Source organism: Streptomyces botrytidirepellens (assembly GCF_003721215.1).
Lineage (GTDB): Bacteria > Actinomycetota > Actinomycetes > Streptomycetales > Streptomycetaceae > Streptomyces > Streptomyces himastatinicus.
On record NZ_RIBZ01000200.1, the window covers coordinates 1 to 15,958 of the forward strand.

The 15,958-nt window shown below is 73.4% G+C and carries 14 protein-coding genes; 2 read left to right on the forward strand and 12 right to left on the reverse strand.

Annotated features, from left to right (window positions below; genetic code table 11):
• Positions 1–122: 122 nt before the first annotated feature.
• The 9 genes from EEJ42_RS15365 to EEJ42_RS15400 all read right to left on the reverse strand — a co-directional run bounded on the left by EEJ42_RS15365 (position 123) and on the right by EEJ42_RS15400 (position 10,126).
• Complete coding sequence (locus EEJ42_RS15365; protein WP_123100508.1) at positions 123–782, reverse strand: DsbA family oxidoreductase; 660 nt, start codon at positions 780–782, stop codon at positions 123–125.
• On the reverse strand, positions 779–1,306 hold the full coding sequence (locus tag EEJ42_RS52835) for an FAD-dependent monooxygenase (RefSeq protein ID WP_246096742.1): 528 nt from the start codon (positions 1,304–1,306) through the stop codon (positions 779–781). The genes EEJ42_RS15365 and EEJ42_RS52835 overlap by 4 nt, the downstream gene beginning before the upstream one ends.
• Positions 1,237–2,097, reverse strand: coding sequence for an FAD-dependent monooxygenase (locus tag EEJ42_RS15370; RefSeq protein WP_246096743.1), 861 nt, complete (start codon positions 2,095–2,097; stop codon positions 1,237–1,239). Before EEJ42_RS15370 ends, EEJ42_RS52835 begins: the two co-directional genes overlap by 70 nt.
• Positions 2,094–3,215, reverse strand: coding sequence for a monodechloroaminopyrrolnitrin synthase PrnB family protein (locus tag EEJ42_RS15375; protein ID WP_246096744.1), 1,122 nt, complete (start codon positions 3,213–3,215; stop codon positions 2,094–2,096). Before EEJ42_RS15375 ends, EEJ42_RS15370 begins: the two co-directional genes overlap by 4 nt.
• A gap of 285 nt (positions 3,216–3,500) precedes the next feature.
• On the reverse strand, positions 3,501–4,832 hold the full coding sequence (locus tag EEJ42_RS15380; protein WP_123100510.1) for a beta-ketoacyl [acyl carrier protein] synthase domain-containing protein: 1,332 nt from the start codon (positions 4,830–4,832) through the stop codon (positions 3,501–3,503).
• A gap of 83 nt (positions 4,833–4,915) precedes the next feature.
• On the reverse strand, positions 4,916–5,836 hold the full coding sequence (locus EEJ42_RS15385) for an SDR family oxidoreductase (RefSeq protein ID WP_123100511.1): 921 nt from the start codon (positions 5,834–5,836) through the stop codon (positions 4,916–4,918).
• Between the two features lie 81 nt (positions 5,837–5,917).
• The gene (locus tag EEJ42_RS15390; RefSeq protein ID WP_123100512.1) at positions 5,918–7,357 is read right to left on the reverse strand and encodes an MFS transporter; all 1,440 of its coding nucleotides are present in this window, start codon (positions 7,355–7,357) and stop codon (positions 5,918–5,920) included.
• Complete coding sequence (locus EEJ42_RS15395) at positions 7,344–8,843, reverse strand: 4-hydroxyphenylacetate 3-hydroxylase family protein (protein WP_123100513.1); 1,500 nt, start codon at positions 8,841–8,843, stop codon at positions 7,344–7,346. The genes EEJ42_RS15390 and EEJ42_RS15395 overlap by 14 nt, the downstream gene beginning before the upstream one ends.
• Complete coding sequence (locus EEJ42_RS15400; protein ID WP_123100514.1) at positions 8,840–10,126, reverse strand: FAD-dependent monooxygenase; 1,287 nt, start codon at positions 10,124–10,126, stop codon at positions 8,840–8,842. Before EEJ42_RS15400 ends, EEJ42_RS15395 begins: the two co-directional genes overlap by 4 nt.
• Positions 10,127–10,251: 125 nt before the next feature.
• Here EEJ42_RS15400 and EEJ42_RS15405 point away from each other — a divergent pair, with 125 nt between their 5' ends.
• Positions 10,252–11,196 (forward strand): AraC family transcriptional regulator, encoded by a 945-nt coding sequence (locus tag EEJ42_RS15405; RefSeq protein ID WP_246096745.1) that lies wholly within the window; start codon positions 10,252–10,254, stop codon positions 11,194–11,196.
• Positions 11,197–11,302: 106 nt separating this feature from the next.
• On the opposite strand, the gene EEJ42_RS15410 is transcribed toward EEJ42_RS15405, so the two are convergent.
• Together EEJ42_RS15410 and EEJ42_RS15415 are read right to left on the reverse strand one after the other, a co-directional pair.
• Positions 11,303–12,232, reverse strand: a complete 930-nt coding sequence (locus EEJ42_RS15410; protein ID WP_123100515.1) for an oxidoreductase — start codon at positions 12,230–12,232, stop codon at positions 11,303–11,305.
• Between the two features lie 99 nt (positions 12,233–12,331).
• Complete coding sequence (locus tag EEJ42_RS15415) at positions 12,332–12,889, reverse strand: hypothetical protein (protein ID WP_123100516.1); 558 nt, start codon at positions 12,887–12,889, stop codon at positions 12,332–12,334.
• Between the two features lie 107 nt (positions 12,890–12,996).
• On the opposite strand from EEJ42_RS15415, the gene EEJ42_RS15420 reads away from it, so the two are divergent.
• Positions 12,997–14,982 (forward strand): hypothetical protein, encoded by a 1,986-nt coding sequence (locus EEJ42_RS15420; protein ID WP_123100517.1) that lies wholly within the window; start codon positions 12,997–12,999, stop codon positions 14,980–14,982.
• A gap of 48 nt (positions 14,983–15,030) precedes the next feature.
• On the opposite strand, the gene EEJ42_RS15425 is transcribed toward EEJ42_RS15420, so the two are convergent.
• The coding region (locus EEJ42_RS15425) for a glycoside hydrolase family 3 C-terminal domain-containing protein (protein WP_184503100.1) at positions 15,031–15,958 on the reverse strand (928 nt) is incomplete at its 5' end.

A 15,958-nucleotide genomic window follows, 5' to 3' on the forward strand; every position in this document is an offset into this window, starting at 1 on the left:
GGCCGCCTCCGCGGCGGCCACCCCTCCCCGGGCGGCGGACGGGGCGGCGACCGCGCCCGTGGTCGCCGTGGCCGTGCCGATCAGCGCCGTCGCTCCGACGAAGCCACGGCGGCTGGGCGTGCTCACTGGTGTTCCCCCTGCGGTTCGGTGGTGGCCGCCGCCTCGCCGGCCAGGGCCCGCAGGAAGACCTCCGCGTCCTCCTGAGGGCCCTCGACCACGTGACCGCCCGTGAACTCGAAGCGGGGGACGACGGCGATGCCCCGGGCCCGTGCCCGGCGGACCTCCGCCCGCACCTCGGCCACCGCCTCGTCGGAGGCCAGCAGACGCGCGGCCCGGCCGCGGTCCAGACCGGCCTGTTCGACGCGTGACAGCAGCACGTCGTGGTCGGAGATGTCGGCGCAGCTCGTGAAGTACGCCGCGAACAGCAGCTCCTCGAGCCGGCTCTGCACCGCCCGTCCATGGCTGCGGCCCGCCCACCACAACAACCGGTGCGCGTCCAGGGTGTTCACCGCGAAGCCCGTGGCGTTGCGGAAGGCGATGCCGTGGCGCGGGCCGGCCGCGGTGACCTCCTTGTCCATCTCCGCGGCCCGCTCGGCGCCGTACTTGCCGGCCAGCCACTCGAGCATCGGGACGGGCTCGGCGGGCCGCTCCCCGTCGATCTGGTACGGGTGCAGCACCATCTGCGCGTCGCTGCGCCCGGACGCCGACAGCGCCAGTTCGAAGGTCCGCTTGGTGATGTAGCACCAGGGGCAGGAGACGTCGGACCAGATGTCGATCCTCATCGAAGACCTCCCGTACCGGTCGGGACGGCCAGCGAAGGACGCGTGTTGACCGTCTCGGGGTCGAAGCCGCCCAGCCGGGCGAACTCCTCGGAAATGGACTGGAGTTCGACTCCGGGGAACGCCTCGGCCACGTCCTCGAATCCGCCGGGCGCCCGCTGGTGGGCCAGGTCGATGACCACCTCGGGGCCGCGGCGCCGGGCGCTGGCCTGGATGCGCGTCAGCGCCGGAAGGCGCTCGGCCTCGTAGGCGGCCAGGGCGGCGGTGAGGGAGTCCCGCAGCGCCAGTTCGCGAGCCAGCACCCGGGCGTCGACGATCGACTGGGTGGCGCCGTTGGACCCCATCGGGTACATGGCGTGGGCGGCGTCACCGAGCAGGGTGACCGCCCCGTGCGTCCAGCGGGGCAGCGGGTCCCGGTCCACCATGGGGTAGACGTAGGCCTCCCGCGCCGTGCGGATCAGCGCGGGCACGTCGAGCCAGTCGAAGGCCAGGTCGGCGAAGTGGTGCAGGAACGTGGTGGGCGCCACGGCCCGGTTCCAGTCGGCGTCCTCGAACACGGCCTCCNCCGGTTCCAGTCGGCGTCCTCGAACACGGCCTCCGGATCGGCCGCCCGGGCGACCGCCCAGTTCATCAGCACCGCACCGCCCGGCCCTTCGGGGGCGGACATCGGGTAGACGACGGCACGCCGCCGGTCGTCCCCTGCGATGATCATCGACCGGCCGTCCAGGAACGGCGGCGCGAAGGTGGTGCCGCGCCACACCACGAGCCCGTTCCACGGCGGCGGGCCCTCCTCGGGATACAGACAGGCGCGGACCTTCGAGTGGATGCCGTCCGCACCGATCAGCGCGTCCGCCGCCGTCTCGGAACGCCGGCCGGCGGCCGGGTGGTGCACCCGCACGTCGACCCCGCCGTCCTCGCGCGGGGCGAACCCCTCGACCCTGGCGTCGGTCACGATGGCGTCGGGTCCCAGCCGGCGGCGCACCGCGTCCGCCAGCACGGTCTGTAGCCGACCGCGGTGGACGGACAGCTGCGGCCAGCGGTAACCGGCCGCCACACCGCGCGGCTCCTGCCAGATGAGCTGTCCGTGGCGGTTGTAGTAGCCGAGGCTTCCGGTGGGGAGGGCGACTTCCAGCAGCTCGTCCAGCAGGTCCAGTTCGGCGAGTTCCCGGACCGCGTTGGGCAGGATGTTCAGCCCCACGCCCAAAGGCTTGATCTCGGCCACCGACTCCAGGACGCGCACCTCGCCCACACCCGCCGCGTGCAGGCTCAGTGCCGTGGTCAGGCCGCCGATGCCGGCGCCCGCGATCAGGATGCTCACGCTGTCCTCCGCTCGGCGTGGGCGGCGGCGGACCGAGCCGGGCGCCGGGTGACCTGGGCGGTGGCCCGCGTGAGATCGATGATCTGCCGCAGCAGGTCCACGCTGGCCCCGCCGCTGCCCACCGGATACAGGCGCAGGTCGGCGTCGTAGGCCTTGCGCGCGATGCCCAGGTGGCGACCGCGGAAGACGATGATCACGCGCAGCAGGCGGGCGATCGCCTCGGCGGAGGGCCGCAGGCCCGGCATACGCCGTTCGGCGCCGTCCGGGTCGTCGCCGTACGCCTCCACCAGCCGGGTCACCACCGAGGGGATGCCCGTCCAGTGGTCGTACAGCTCACGCCAGCGCGGCAGGCTGTAGGGCACCGAGTCGCGCAGGAACTCCTCGTATGCGGGCTCGCTGTTGTCCGCGGCCCAGATCGCCTGGTCGATCAGCCACAGCGGGACCTGTGCGGCGGCCGGCCCGAGCAGCACCCGGCCGTCGACGGTGATCTCCTCGAAGTAGGGACGCAGGTCCCGGGCGAAGAACTCGGGGCCGACGTTGGCCACGACCATGTCGATGGACGAGACCATCGACTCCACGTGGGCGGTCAACTCGTCGGTGAGCACGGCGAACTTGGCGTCGGCGACGTCGGAGCCGCTGAGGCGCTCGGCCAGTTCCAGGCCCTCGCGCAGGTGCGGGAAGACCATCCGTACGGATTCCTGGAGATAGGCCTCCTGGATGTCCCCCGTGTACATGCGCTGGCGGCCGCCGGTGGGGTTCCAGGTGGTGTAGTGGTGCACGGTGTCACGGGGCACCATGTCGGTGCGCCGCCCCAGTTCCAGCAGGACGGGCAGCACCTCCGGGGCAAGGGGCACCGGCTCCGGGCCGTGCCGCTTGATCGAGCCGAGTAACATCCCGAGGTCGCGCATCGCCGCCACGCAGGCCTCCACGGAGTACCCGGCGACCTCGTCGAGCGAGGGCACCAGACGGCGCAGGGCCGCCACGAGGGCGGGAACGTCGGCGTGCTCGTTGTGGCGGCGCATGTCGAAGCAGAGGGCGTCGGCGGTGAGCGGGTCGAGTTCCGCGATCAGTGCCGTGCGTAGGGAACTGCCGATTTCGATTTCAAGCGTGCGGGTCAACGTGTCTCCAAACAGAATCGTCACGCGCGGATATCGGCCATCGGCCATCGGCCGTCCCCGGCGCGCCAGGGCACACCGCGTCCCGTACGCGCGCGGCGGGGACGACGGTGTGGCGGTGACCGAAGAAGCGGAAGAAGGCCGGTGGATGAACTGTTGGCGCAGGGGCGCGGAGGGCCCGGTCAGCCCCGGTACGGGGACAGCGCGGCACCTGCCGGGGACGGAGGCGTCAGACGCCACCTTCGGGGCGGCGGAGCGCCGCGCCCGCCCGGGAATGCCTCCGGCACGTCAGGCAGTGGCCGGGTGCCGGTGCCGGGCCCACCGGCCGAGGACCACATGAACGTTCGTTCCCGACATGCCCTGCCCGTTGACCGCCGCGATCGTGGGCCGGCCGGGGACGGTGGGCAGAGGCTGGGGGGACGTCGGCACCACCAGGGGCAGCCGGTCCCAGTCGACGAGCGGTGAGGGGGTGCGGAAGTGCAGGCTGGGCGGCGCTTGTCCGTGTTCCAGGCACAGCACCGCCTTGATGAGCCCCGCGACGCCGGCGGCGGCCTCGCAGTGCCCGACGTTCGTCTTCACGGAGCCGACCAGACACGGTCGGCCGGGCGGGCGTCCCTCGGCCAGCACCTCGGTGAGGGCGCCGAGTTCCACCGCGTCGATGCGGGTGCCGGTACCGTGCGCCTCGACGTAGCCGACGTCGCCCGGCGCGATTCCGGCATCCTCGTAGGCCCAGCGCATCGCCAGGGCCTGGCCGTCGCCGGAGGGGTCCGTGACGCGCATCTTGGTGGCGCCGTCGTGGCTCATGGCGCTGCCCAGGATCACCGCTCGGATCGGGTCGCCATCGGCGACGGCGCGGTCGAGCGCCTTGAGGACGACGAGGCCGACACCGTCGGACCGGACGAAGCCGTCCGCGTCGGCGTCCCCGAAGCGGCAGCGCCCTTCGGCGGAGAGCACACCGGCGCCGTCGAACACGCCGGTGGTCGTGGTGGCGAGCAGCAGGTTCGCGCCGCCGGCCAGGGCGAGTTCCGACTCGCCCGCACGCAGGCTGAGGCAGGCCAGGTGGATCGCGGCCAGCGACGAGGCCTGCGCGCAGTCCAGGGTGACGCTGGGCCCCCGGAGGCCGAGGTGGAAGGAGAGCCGGCCGGCGAGCAGCGAGCGCTGGTGGCCGCCGACCAGACAGTCCAGGTCGAGCGCGTCGGCCCGGGCCTCGCGCAGCCGCTCCCAGTGCTCGGCGTGGGACTGGCCGACGAACACGGCGCTACGGCTGCCCGTGAGCCCCCGCGGGTCGGCTCCCGCGTCCTCGAGCGCCTCCCACGCGGTGAGCAGCAGCAGACGCTGCTGGGGATCCATCACGGCGGCCTCGTCGTCCGGGATGCCGAAGAACCCGGCCTCGAACTCCTCGACCCCGTCCAGGAATCCACCGCGCCTGCCCCCGGCCGGCACCTCCAACCCGGCCGGGAACCGGTCCGCTGGCGCGGAACGGGTCGCGTCCCGGCCCGAGCGGAGCAGTTCCCACAACTGCCCGGGGCCGTGTGCCCCCGGCAGGCGGCACCCGATGCCGATCACGGCGACGGGCGCCGGTTTGTGCTCCCGGTCCGGCTGACTGCTGTGGCGTGACATTTCTCTTCCCCCGTTTGTTGTCCGACCGACGTGCCGTCTGCCGGGGGCGGCCCGCGCGGGCCGCCCCCGGTCACGGCGGTGGGTCACCCGGCGGACCGGGCCCAGTGCTCCCAGGACTGCGCCTTGACCCACTCGATCACCGGCGTGAGTCGTACACCCAGCGCGCTCTCGACGGCGGCGGGTGACGGGGCGAGCAGGTCGCCCGCCCGGCCCGTGGCGGCGTGGTGGTAGATCCCCGCGACGCCCGCCGCGGCCTCGGCCCCGAGCAGCTGGGCGAGTCCCTGCTCGAACTGCGCGACCTCCAACGGCACATAGCGGATCTCACGGCCCAGGGCCTGCCCGAACGCTGCCGCCAGTTCCGGACCGGTGAGCACGTCGGCGCCGCCGACGTTCAGCACCTGACCGGCCGGGACGTCGTCGTCCAGGGCCCTTGCCACCACGCGCGCGAGGTCGTCGTGCGACATCCACGCCACCCGCTGCTCGGCGGGCAGCGGGTAGGCGAGGACACCGTCGTTGACGATCGCGGGACCGTTCCACGGGCTGAAGAGGTTCTCCAGGTAGACCGGCGGCCTCACCACCACCACGGGCACTCCACCGGCCCGCAGCACCTCCTCCGCCAGGCGGCGCGTCTCAAACCCGGCGTACGGCGTGGCCTCGTCGGGGACCGGCGTGTTGACGTTGTAGACCAGCCGCCGCACCCCGGCCTCGCGGGCCGCCTCGGCGATGTTGCGGGCGTATCCGGCCACCGTCCCGGAGTCGTACTCCAGGGGCATCGTGACAACGGCGTGCGCGACCCCCCGGAAGGCGGCGCGCAGGTCCTCGAGGCTGCCCAGGTCGCCGCGCACCGGCGTGACCCCGGCGGGCGGGGACGCCGCGGCCTTCGCCTCGTCCCGGACGAGGCCGCGCACCTCGTGCCCCTGGCCGGCCAGCAGCCGGGCCACCGCACCGCCTTGGAAACCGTTGGCTCCGGTCACGAGGACGCGCCTGCGGTGCTCTTGTGTCATGTCGTGCCTTTCTACGTGGGGTTCGCTTCGGTGGGCGCACGGGCCCGGCCCGGTCGGGCGGACCGGGACCGGTGGGCGCGATCAGGGCACGGCGCGCCGGTGCTCGGCGGCGGTGCTCGCCTCCGGGGGTGCCGAGGCGTCCGGTGCGGGCAGCCGCAGCCGGAGGGTGAGCAGTAGCGCGACCAGCGCCGGTACGGCCCCGACCAGGAAGGCCGTGCTGAAGCCCTCGGTGAGCGCCACGTCGTGGGCCGCGGCGGAGGCGTCGGTGCGTGCGGCGGCGATCCCGGACAGGACGGCGAGACCGAGGACGGAGCCGAACTGGAGGCTGGTGTTGACCAGCCCGGACGCGAGGCCTGCCTCGTCCTCGCGGGTGTCGAGGGTGGCCGCGACGTTCGCGGTGATGGAGACCAGCGGCAGTGCGACGCCCAGCAGGAGGCTCTGCGGCAGGACGTCCGCCACGAAGGAACCGCCGGCCGACAGCAGCGACTGCCAGGCCATGCCGACGGCCACCAGCACGAACCCGGCGCCCATCACCGCGCGCAGACCGAACCGGCCGATCAGCCGGTCCGCGGTGGAGGCGACCGTGATGACGACAAGACACAGCGGCAGCAGGGCGAGCCCCCCGAGCACCGGTTCGTACCCGAGCACCGCCTGGAGGTACAGGCTCACCAGGAAGAACATCGGGAACAGCGACATCTGCCACAGCGCGGCCAGGATGTTGGCCAGCCGCAGCGTCGGCCGGCCCAGCACGGCGAGCGGGACCAGCGGGTGCGCCACCCTGCGTTCGATCAGGACGAACGCGGCCAGCAGAACGACGGCGGCGGCTCCGGTGGCCAGCGTCGGCGTGGAACTCCACCCCGCCTCACCCGCGTTGACCACGGCGTAGGCCAGCAGCCCCAGACCGGCAGTGACCGCCACCGCGCCGGGCACGTCGAAGCCCTTTCCGCGCCCGCCGGACGTACCGGGCGGCAGCAGCCGTGGCACGGGCAGGACCAGGGCGACCCCGGCCACCACGTTCAGGGCGAAGGTCGACTCCCACCCCAGCCAGCTGGTGAGCACCCCGCCGAGCACCGTACCCGCGGCGCCCCCGGCACCGGCCATCGCGGCGAACACACCCAGCGCCCGGTGCCGTTCGGGGCCGTCCTCGAACAGCGTGAGCACCAGCGCGAACGCCGCCGCCGCGGCCATGGCCGCCCCGACGCCCTGCACCGCTCGGGCGGTGATCAGCAGGGCGGCACTCTCGGAGAGCGCCCCCAGCAGCGAGGCGGCCGCGAGGACGCCGAGACCGGCCACGAACACCCTGCGCTGTCCCAGCAGATCGGCGGCACGGCCGCTGAGCAGCAGCAGTCCGCCAAAGGAGACGAGGTAGGCGTTGGCCACCCAGGACAGCGCGGCGGGCGAGATGTCCAGGCTCGCACCGATGGACGGCGCGGCCACGTTGATGATCGAGGTGTCCAGGATCAGGACGAACTGGGTGCAGGCGAGCAGGGCCAGCGCCCGCCGGCGGTCAGCGGCCCCCACGGAGGCCCCCCGTACCGCCCGGCTGCTCGTCCAGCTGGTACCCGTCCAGGCACGACTGGGTGAAGGCGGCCAGCAGGTCGGGGTTGCCGTCGCGCACGATGCCGGGCAGGTAGACGTGGGGAGCGCCGTGGTAGAAGCGCTCGTACTGCTCGTGCCGTGCGGCGAACTCCGAGCCCAGCGCGTCCCAGGCGAGCTTGAGCAGCTTGATCCGCTGCTCCGCCGGCGTGCCGGGCGACCGCACGTACTTGGCCACCAGCGGGCCGAGTTCGGGGTGCGTCAGGTCGTAGCCGGAGGCCGGGAGCTGGATGAGGCCGCCGCCGGCCAGCATCTTGATCTCGGCGAGCACCTTGGGGTAGAGGTCGCCGGCCATGGCCCGGTGGGCCGAGGCGATCTCCCGGTTGATGTGCACGGCGCTGCCCTCGCCGTCCACCTGCTCGCATGTCGTCTCGGCCGCCAGCACCATCGACTTGGCGATGTTGAGCCACCCGATGAGCCGGCCGATCTGCATCTGCACGGGTGGCAGGTCATAGGTGTTGTTCGCCCGGGTGACCAGGATCGCGAGGCCGGTGAGGAACTCGAGCTTGGTCCAGAAACGGGTCGCGGCCTGATGCACGAAGTTGTTGTAGGCGGGCGTGAACCACCACATCCGGAACGTGGTGTCGACGTCCCGGTAGGTCAGCACCCGCTCCCAGGGCACGAAGACGTCGTCGCAGACGAGCAGCGCGTCGTTCTCGTCGAAGCGCGCGGACAGCGGGTTGTCGAAGACGCTGCGGGCCTGGCCCTCGTAAGAGGTCCGGGAGACGAACTTCAGTCCCGGAGTGTCGAGCGGCACCGAGAAGCACAGCGCGTACTCGACGTCCTGGGGCTTCAACGGCTCGATGGTGCCGACGATGATCTCGTCGCCGAACACCGCCCCGGTGCCGATCATCTTGGCGCCGCGTACCACGATGCCGTCGTCGCGTTCCTTGACGACCCGCACGTACAGGTCGTCCTCCTCCTGCTCACTGGCCGCCCTGGTGCGGTCGATCTGGGGGTTGGTGATGGTGAACGACTGGTAGAGGTCGCCCTCCGCCATGCGCCGGTAGTACGCGGCGAGGTTGTCGCGTCCGTCGAAGGTCTCCCCGGCGAAGATCTCCGGCGTCGAGACGAAACCCGCGATCCCGGCCGCCATGTAGTCGGGCGACCTGCCCAGGAAGCCGAAGCTGGCCTCCGACCAGGTCTTGAACGCCTTGCGCCGCTCGACGAGTTCGGCCTGCGTGCGCGGCACGTGGTAGGGGCGCAGCACCGCCCGGTCCGATCCCTCGGGGCGGACCGTCAGGACGTCCCGCAGCTCCGCGTCCCGCGCCATGTCGTAGAGGTGCGCGATCGAGCGGGCCGTGTTGCGGAAGGCGGGGTGCTCCGTGACGTCCTTGACCAGCTCACCGTCGAGCCAGACGGCACGGCCGTCGCGTAGTGATTCGAGGTATTCCTGGCCGCTGCGGGTCATGTCTCTCCTGACACAAGGTGCTGTGGGTGGGCGTAGGGCGAAGGGGCGTTGACGGACCCGACGTCGAAGCCGGCGGCGCGGGCGTAGGCACCGGCCACCTGGGCCAGCCGGGCGGCGGGGACCACGTCGTCCACCCGCCCGAAGCCTTCCGGGGCCCGCTCGTGGACCAGATCGATCACGACCTCGGGCCCCTTGGCCCGGTTGAGCAGTTGCAGCCGGTTCATCAGTGGCCGGCGGTCCCGGTCGTACGCGGCGAGGGCCGCGGCCGGGTCGTCGTGCGTGGCCAGGGCGTGGGCGAGGCTACGGGCGTCCAGAACGGCCTGGGTCGTCGCGTTCGACCCCATCGGGGCCATGGCGTGCGCGGCGTCCCCGAGCAGGGTCGCGGCGCCGAACGACCAGCGGGGCACGGGGTCCCGGTCGAGCATGGGGAAGGACGCGACCGCCCCGGAGTCCGCCACGAGCGCGGCCATCCGCAGATCGCCGCACCGCCAGCCGGTCACCGCCGCGGGGAAGCCGTCGTCGGGGGCGTCGTCGGACGCGGCGTCGGAGGATGGGGGCTCCTCCGGTACGGCGCGGGAGACCGCCCAGTTCACCGGGACCAGGCCGTCCGCATCCGGGCGTACGGCCAGCGGGTAGACGACCGCCTTCCAGCGGCCGTCCCCCATGACGACCATCGCGCGACCGCCGTGGAAGGGTGCGCCGCGCGTCACGCCCCGCCACACGGCGGTGCCGTTGAAGCGTGGCTCCCCTTCCTGCGGATACAGCGCCCGGCGTACGGCGGACCGCAGGCCGTCGGCCCCGACCAGCACGTCCGCCCGGATCCGCTCCACCGGCCGATCGCCGTCGCGGTGGGCCACGCTCACCTCGACGCCCCCGCCGGGCAGTGCGGTGAAGCCGGTGACACGCGCGTCGGTGGTGATCGCGGTGTTCCCCAGGCGGGCGCGGACGCCGTCGGCCAGGGTGCTTTGCAGGGCGCCGCGGTGCAGCGCCAGTTGAGGCCACCGGGAGCCGCTCGGCCGACCGCGGGGTTCGCGCCAGATCTCTTGTCCGAGGTGGTTGTAGTAGCCGAGTCCGGTCAGGTCGGCGCCCACCTCTGCGAGGTTTTCGGCCAGCCCGAGGGCAGCCAGTTCGCGCACCGCGTTGGGCAGCAGGTTCACCCCTGCCCCCAGCGGCCGGATCTCGCGCACCGCCTCCAGTACCTGGACATCGCGCATTCCGGCGGAATGGAGACTCAGGGCAGCGGTCAGCCCCCCGATGCCGGCACCCGCGATCAGAACCCTCATGGAACGCGTCCCCCCAGAACTGCAACCCCGTAAACCGGCCAACCCGCCCGGCTTCGCCTCTCATCGTTCTGGGAGTGGTGGATACGATCAATTAATCATGAGCCGAATCGCTTTATGGATCGTCCGTGCATGACGACGTGCTGAGCGAGATGCTGCGCTCCCTGTGGCTCACCGACATCTTCCACAGCGTGTGGGAGGCGGGTGGGACATGGGGAGTCAAGGGGCACGACGACAAGTGCGCGATTGTTCACTACATGCTCAACAGTTCCTGTGTCATAGCCTTTGGCGACGACCCCAAACCCGTGGAGCTGCACGAGGGCGACCTGGCGATCTTCCCGCACGGCACCGCCCACGTCTTCGCGGCCGAGTACGGCGTACAGACGACGCCGCTGTCCGCCCTCGTGCAGGACTTCCCTCCCGGCGAGTCCGGCGTCGTCAGGGTCGGGACACCGCCGTACCGGACGCGGATGCTCTGCGCGAGCCTGCACTACAGCGCGATCGGTGAGTCCGGGCTCTACAGCGCGCTGCCCCGGATCATCGTGCTCCGGCGCCACATGATCGAGGGCGAGCCGCTGCTGCTGCGCACCCTCGACTGCCTGCCCTCCGAGATCGGGCGAACGGCGCCCGGCTCCCGGCTGGTGACGCTGCGGGCCTTCGAGACCGTGTTCGTACTCTCCCTGCGGATCGCCATGGAGCAACTGGCGGAGGAGTCATCCGCGCTGACCGCGCTGCATCACCCGGGCATCAGCAAGGCGCTGATGTCGATCCACGGCTCCTATGCCGAGCCGTGGACGGTGGAGTCCCTGTCCCGTGAGGCCGGCATGTCCCGCTCGGTGTTCTCGCAGGTGTTCCGGGACCTGGTGGGCGAATCGCCGATGCGGTATCTGACGGCGCGCCGCCTCCAGGAGGCCAGACGGCTGCTGGCGGACACCTCCGTGGCGCAACAGGACATCGCGCAGCGCATCGGCTACCGCAGCCAGGTCGGGTTCCACCTCGCCTTCCGGAAGGAGTTCGACATGACACCCGGTGACTACCGCTCCCGCCGGGCGTCCGGCAAACCCTCCTCGTAGGGGCCTCCACGGCGGCTCACGCCACGGCGGCTCACGGCAGGGCGGCCCACGGCAGGGCGGCTCACGCCACGGCGGCTCACGCCACGGCGGCTCACGCCACGGCGGCTCACGCCAGGGCCGCGTACCGCACGCCCGTGAGCTGTTCCGAGGCCGCCCACAGCTGGCGGGCCGCCTTGTCGCTGAGGGTCCACTTGGCGCGGGCCGCGCGGGTGGGGGAGCCGGGGCGGAGGCCCTGGAGGGGCGGGCCGACGTAGTCGTCCTGCCGGACATCGGGGGCGGTGGCCGCGTAGAGGGTGGGGAGCGCGCCGCGCTCCGGGGACTGGGCGAAGTAGCGGTTGCCGATCTCCATGAAGCGTTCCTTCGCCCGGTGGCCCTCCATCTTCGGCGCGGCGGACATGAGGTTGGTCGCGGCGTAGCCCGGGTGGGCGGCGGCCGCCACCAGGGGGAGGCCCGCGGTGCGCAGGCGGTGGGCCAGTTCGTGGGTGAAGAGGAGGTTGGCGCTCTTGGAGCGGGCGTAGGCGGCCCAACGCCGGTACTTGCGCTGCATGGAGAGGTCGGCCGGATCGACCGTGCCCAGCAGGTGCATGAAGCTGGACACGGTGACCACGCGGGCGCCCGGCCCGGCCTCCAGCAGCTTCGGCAGCAGCAGTCCGGTGAGCGCGAAGTGGCCGAGGTGGTTGACGCCGAACTGCATCTCGAAGCCGTCGGCCGTCCTGCGGTACGGGAGGGCCATCACGCCCGCGTTGTTGATCAGCAGATCGAGCCGGTCGCCCGGGAAGTCCGCGGCGAAGGCCCGTACGGACGCCAGATCCGCCAGGTCCAGCGGCGCGAACCGCACCACCGCCCCCGGCGCCTCCGCCCGGATCCGCTCCTCGGCGTCCTTGCCGCGCCCCGCGTCCCGGCACGCCAGCACGACCTGGGCGCCGCGCCGGGCCAGTTCGCGGGCGGTGGCATAGCCGAGGCCGCTGTTGGCGCCGGTCACCACGGCGGTGCGGCCGGTCTGGTCGGGGATGTCGCTCGCGGTCCAGCCCTTCATCACGCGCTCCTTCGCGGTCTGCGTTACGCGCCGGTAGCCGTCGCTCGGAGCGACAGCCTAGGCGCGCGGCCGTGAAGGTGCGACACCACGTGCCGGGCCTCAGATCCCCGGGTCCACCAGATGCGGCTGCCCCTCCACCGTCGGCGTGCGGTGCCGCCCCTCGCCGAACATTTCGCCGATCACCATGCCCGGGAACTCGATCGGCTCCGAACGGCCCTCCAGGGCCACCCGCACCCGCCACCGCTCCCCGTGATGCTCCGTCAGCACATCCGCCCACTGGCGCGACGGCGCCTCCACCCCGAGCAGCGTCGGGCCGCCCTCCTGCCCGTACTCCCGGAACGCGTGGACGAAGGGAAGCTCCCGCAGGAGCCACGCCAGGTGCGCCCACGCCGGGGAGGACGCCGCGGGCGCCCCACCGTCCGTGCCGACGACGGCGCGGGCATCCGGTTCGGGTGCCTGGCGGAAGGTGAACGACCGGTCGACGGCGTCCAGGTGGGTCAGCTCCCTCCCCAGCGGGCCTCCCGTGAGCACCCTGTCGGAGACCTGCTGGAAGAACTCGGACACCGCGTCGTCCTGCTCACCCTGACTGCCGGGAGCGACCTCCGGCCCGCCCAGCGGCTCGTACGAGGACGCGTACCGGAAGATTCCCTTGCCCATGCCCGCCGCCTTCCCGCTCTCCGCGCACCAGAACCCGGCGCACCAGAACCATTGTCGGACCCATGGGGGAGGATCTCCCCATGACGCGATCGAACGGGGGAGGGTCGATGACGGACGCGCGCGCCAGGGCCGCTCTGGATGACCGCTGGCTGGTGCACGCCCTGGCGGGGCTCATCGACGGCACGGGGCACTGGGACGCCGGGGCGCTCGGCAGCATCGAGCGGACCGGGGCCTATCTGCGCGGCACGTGGGATCCGGCGGAGCCGGGTGAGGGGCCCGGGAAGGCCGGTGAGGGGTCCTGGGTGCGGTTCATCGGGCGGATCGGGGCCGTCGCGCTGCGGGCGGCCGTCGCGCCCACGCGGGACGGGCGGCGGCAGCGGCAGCTGGCGCTGCTGGAGATGTGGGCGGAGACCCCGTTCGCCGACCCCGCGGCCCGGCTGCGTACCGGGATCGTGGACACCGAGCGGGCGGCGGTGCGCGACGAGCGCGGGGCGGCCGTCGGGGTGGGGTGGCGCAAGGAGCGGTGCCGGTTCGTCGATCTGCGCACCGGAGACGCGGAGCCGCCGAGCCTCGGGGAGATCGAGGAGGTCGCCGAGGTGCCGCGCGGCTGGGGCAGCGCGGAGCAGGTGCGGCGGCTGGTGGCGCTGGTGCGGGAGCGGGGGCCCGTGCCGTGGGACCGGCAGGCGGTGGACCTGCTCAGGGACGGTACGGGGCTGGGCCGGGCGGCGGCGTCGCTCGCGCTGGCCGGGATGGTCAGCTTGAGCTACGGCCCGACCCTCGACGCCGACGAGCGGGCGACGCTGCGGCTGAAGACGGCCGAAGCCGAGGCCGCGAACCGCGAGTTGGCGGGGATCGGCGCGGCGGAGCGGCTTGAGCTGCTGGCGGACGTCCTGCCGGAGGACCCCGCCGCCCTGTGGGAGCCGGGCGGGATGCGGCCGGTGGCCGAGCGGATCGCCGAGGCGTGGCGGGCGCGGTACGGGCGGCGGACCGTGGTGCCGGAGCGCACGCTGAGCGCGGTCGTCGAGAGGGGGTCCTCCCCGCTGTCCGCGGGCCGCTTCTGCGCGGCGCTCACCGACCCCGCCGGGGAGCCCACGCTCCTCGCCGACCTCGACACCTGGCTCCGCAGGACCGACTACGGATGCACCGCGGCCGACGAGCGGTGGCAGATCGTGCGGTTCGGGGAGCTGCTGAGCGGCGCCGTCCCCAACCTCCCCTGGGCCTACGCCGAGCTGCCCGCCGGGGACCCGGTCCGGGACGGGGTGCCCGGCTTCGTCGCGTTGCTGAAGGAGCGGCTGAACCACCCGGGGCTGCTGCTGGACGCGGGCTACTTCCGCCACGAGGGGGACGAGCCGATCACGGAGCTGCGCGAGGTGTTCGGCGGGCGCCCGTACGCAGGTCCGGAGCGGCTGGACGTCGCCACGGTGGACGACGGGCTCACCGTGGGCGCCGAGGGCCTGATCAACCGCCGGGGGTACCGGGACAACACCCGCCTGTACTTCCGCCCGGCGCTCTACGGGGACGACGAGCGCTCCAAGCGGCTGGCTGCGGCGTCCGCGTCCGGGGTCGGCCGCAGTGAGCTGGAGGCCGTGGAGTGGCTGCGCGGCCCGGTCTGCGCCCGCATCGTCGACCGGATCGTCTCCGGGGCGCTGCCCGCCGGGCGGTACGAGGCCGATCCGACGGCCTCGGCCCCCGGTGTGGTGGCGTCGGTGGCCGGGAAGCTGGGCCTCGACCAGGACCCGGCCGTCCTCTATCTCCAGCTCCTGGTCCTGCCCCGGCCGACCGACCGCGGCGTCCGTACCTGGAACGGCTGGACGGCCGCCCGTCACCGGGATGCCGCCGCCGCACTCGTCGCCCGGGGGCTCGCGGTCGCGGACAAGCGGGCCAGGGCCGGGCGCCAGGTCTTCCTGCCCGGCGACTGGGCGCCCGCGCCCAAGAAGTTCTACCAGCCGATCGAGGTGTGGAAGGCGGACCTCCACGGTCTGCGGCTGAGCGCCGGAAGTGTGCACGCCCGGCTCCCGCTGCCCACCCGCACGCTGCCCGAGCTGTTCGCGGAAGCCTGGGCGCGCGTGGAGGCGGGGGAGGGGCCGCGCTGACCCGTACGCCCCGCCCACGGGCCCCCGCCCACTACCCCCGCCCGCCCGCTACTTCACCCGCGCCTCGCACACCAACCGCCGCCGGTGGTCCACCCGGCGCTCGGGTCCGGTCAGCGTCAGCGGGACGGTGTGGCGTACGTCGGCGTCGGCGCTGGAGGCCGCCAACCGCAGCTCCAGCGCGCCCGGTTCCACGATCCGGGTGCCGTCCCGGTCCACCGGGTACGCGGCGAGGTCGGCGTGGAAGGTGAAGTGCACCTCGGCCGAGTCGCCCGGCCCGAGCGGCACCCGGGCGTAGCCGACGAGCCGCGCCACCGGGCGGGCGGTGCGGGCCACCGGGTCGTGCAGATACAGCTGCACCACCTCGGTCCCGGCCCGGTCGCCGGTGTTGCGCACGGTCAGCCGTACCGTCGTCTCGCCGTCGGTCGGCACCTCGGCGGCATCGGCCTCCGGCCGCTCCCAGGCGAACGAGGTGTACGTCAGCCCGTGGCCGAAGGGGAACAGCGGCGTCGGGTCGACGGTGCTGGCCTCGCTGCGGCGGCCGAGCGGGGGCTGGAGATACGTCCAGGGCTGGCCGCCGGGCGCGTACGGCACGCTCACCGGCAGCCGCCCGGACGGGCCGACGCGCCCGCCCAGCACCCCGGCCACCGCCGGGCCGCCCTCCTCTCCGGGGAAGAACGCCTGCACGGCGCCCGCCAGCAGCCCCGACCAGCGGCCGAGGGCGTACGGGCGGCCGGTGAGCAGCACCAGCACCACGGGCGTACCGGTGGCCAGCAGGGTGTCCAGCAACGCGCCCTGCTCGCCGGGGAGTTCGAGGTCGGCGGCGTCGCACCCCTCGCCGGAGGTGCCGCGGCCGAAGAGCCCGGAGCGGTCGCCGAGCACGGCCACGCACACCTCGGCGTCCGCCGCCATCCGGGCCGCCTGCGCCAGGCGGCTCTCGGCGGTGAGCGCCGCCGCCCCCGCCGAGCCGGGCCCGGCC

What these genes read in the sequence shown, in the direction of transcription:
- EEJ42_RS15365 (WP_123100508.1), bottom strand. Translation starts at nt 782, where the DNA reads ATGAGGATCGACATCTGGTCCGACGTCTCCTGCCCCTGGTGCTACATC.
- EEJ42_RS15380 (WP_123100510.1), bottom strand. Translation starts at nt 4,832, where the DNA reads ATGTCACGCCACAGCAGTCAGCCGGACCGGGAGCACAAACCGGCGCCC.
- EEJ42_RS15385 (WP_123100511.1), bottom strand. Translation starts at nt 5,836, where the DNA reads ATGACACAAGAGCACCGCAGGCGCGTCCTCGTGACCGGAGCCAACGGT.
- EEJ42_RS15395 (WP_123100513.1), bottom strand. Translation starts at nt 8,843, where the DNA reads ATGACCCGCAGCGGCCAGGAATACCTCGAATCACTACGCGACGGCCGT.
- EEJ42_RS15400 (WP_123100514.1), bottom strand. Translation starts at nt 10,126, where the DNA reads ATGAGGGTTCTGATCGCGGGTGCCGGCATCGGGGGGCTGACCGCTGCC.
- EEJ42_RS15410 (WP_123100515.1), bottom strand. Translation starts at nt 12,232, where the DNA reads ATGAAGGGCTGGACCGCGAGCGACATCCCCGACCAGACCGGCCGCACC.
- EEJ42_RS15415 (WP_123100516.1), bottom strand. Translation starts at nt 12,889, where the DNA reads ATGGGCAAGGGAATCTTCCGGTACGCGTCCTCGTACGAGCCGCTGGGC.
- EEJ42_RS15420 (WP_123100517.1), top strand. Translation starts at nt 12,997, where the DNA reads ATGACGGACGCGCGCGCCAGGGCCGCTCTGGATGACCGCTGGCTGGTG.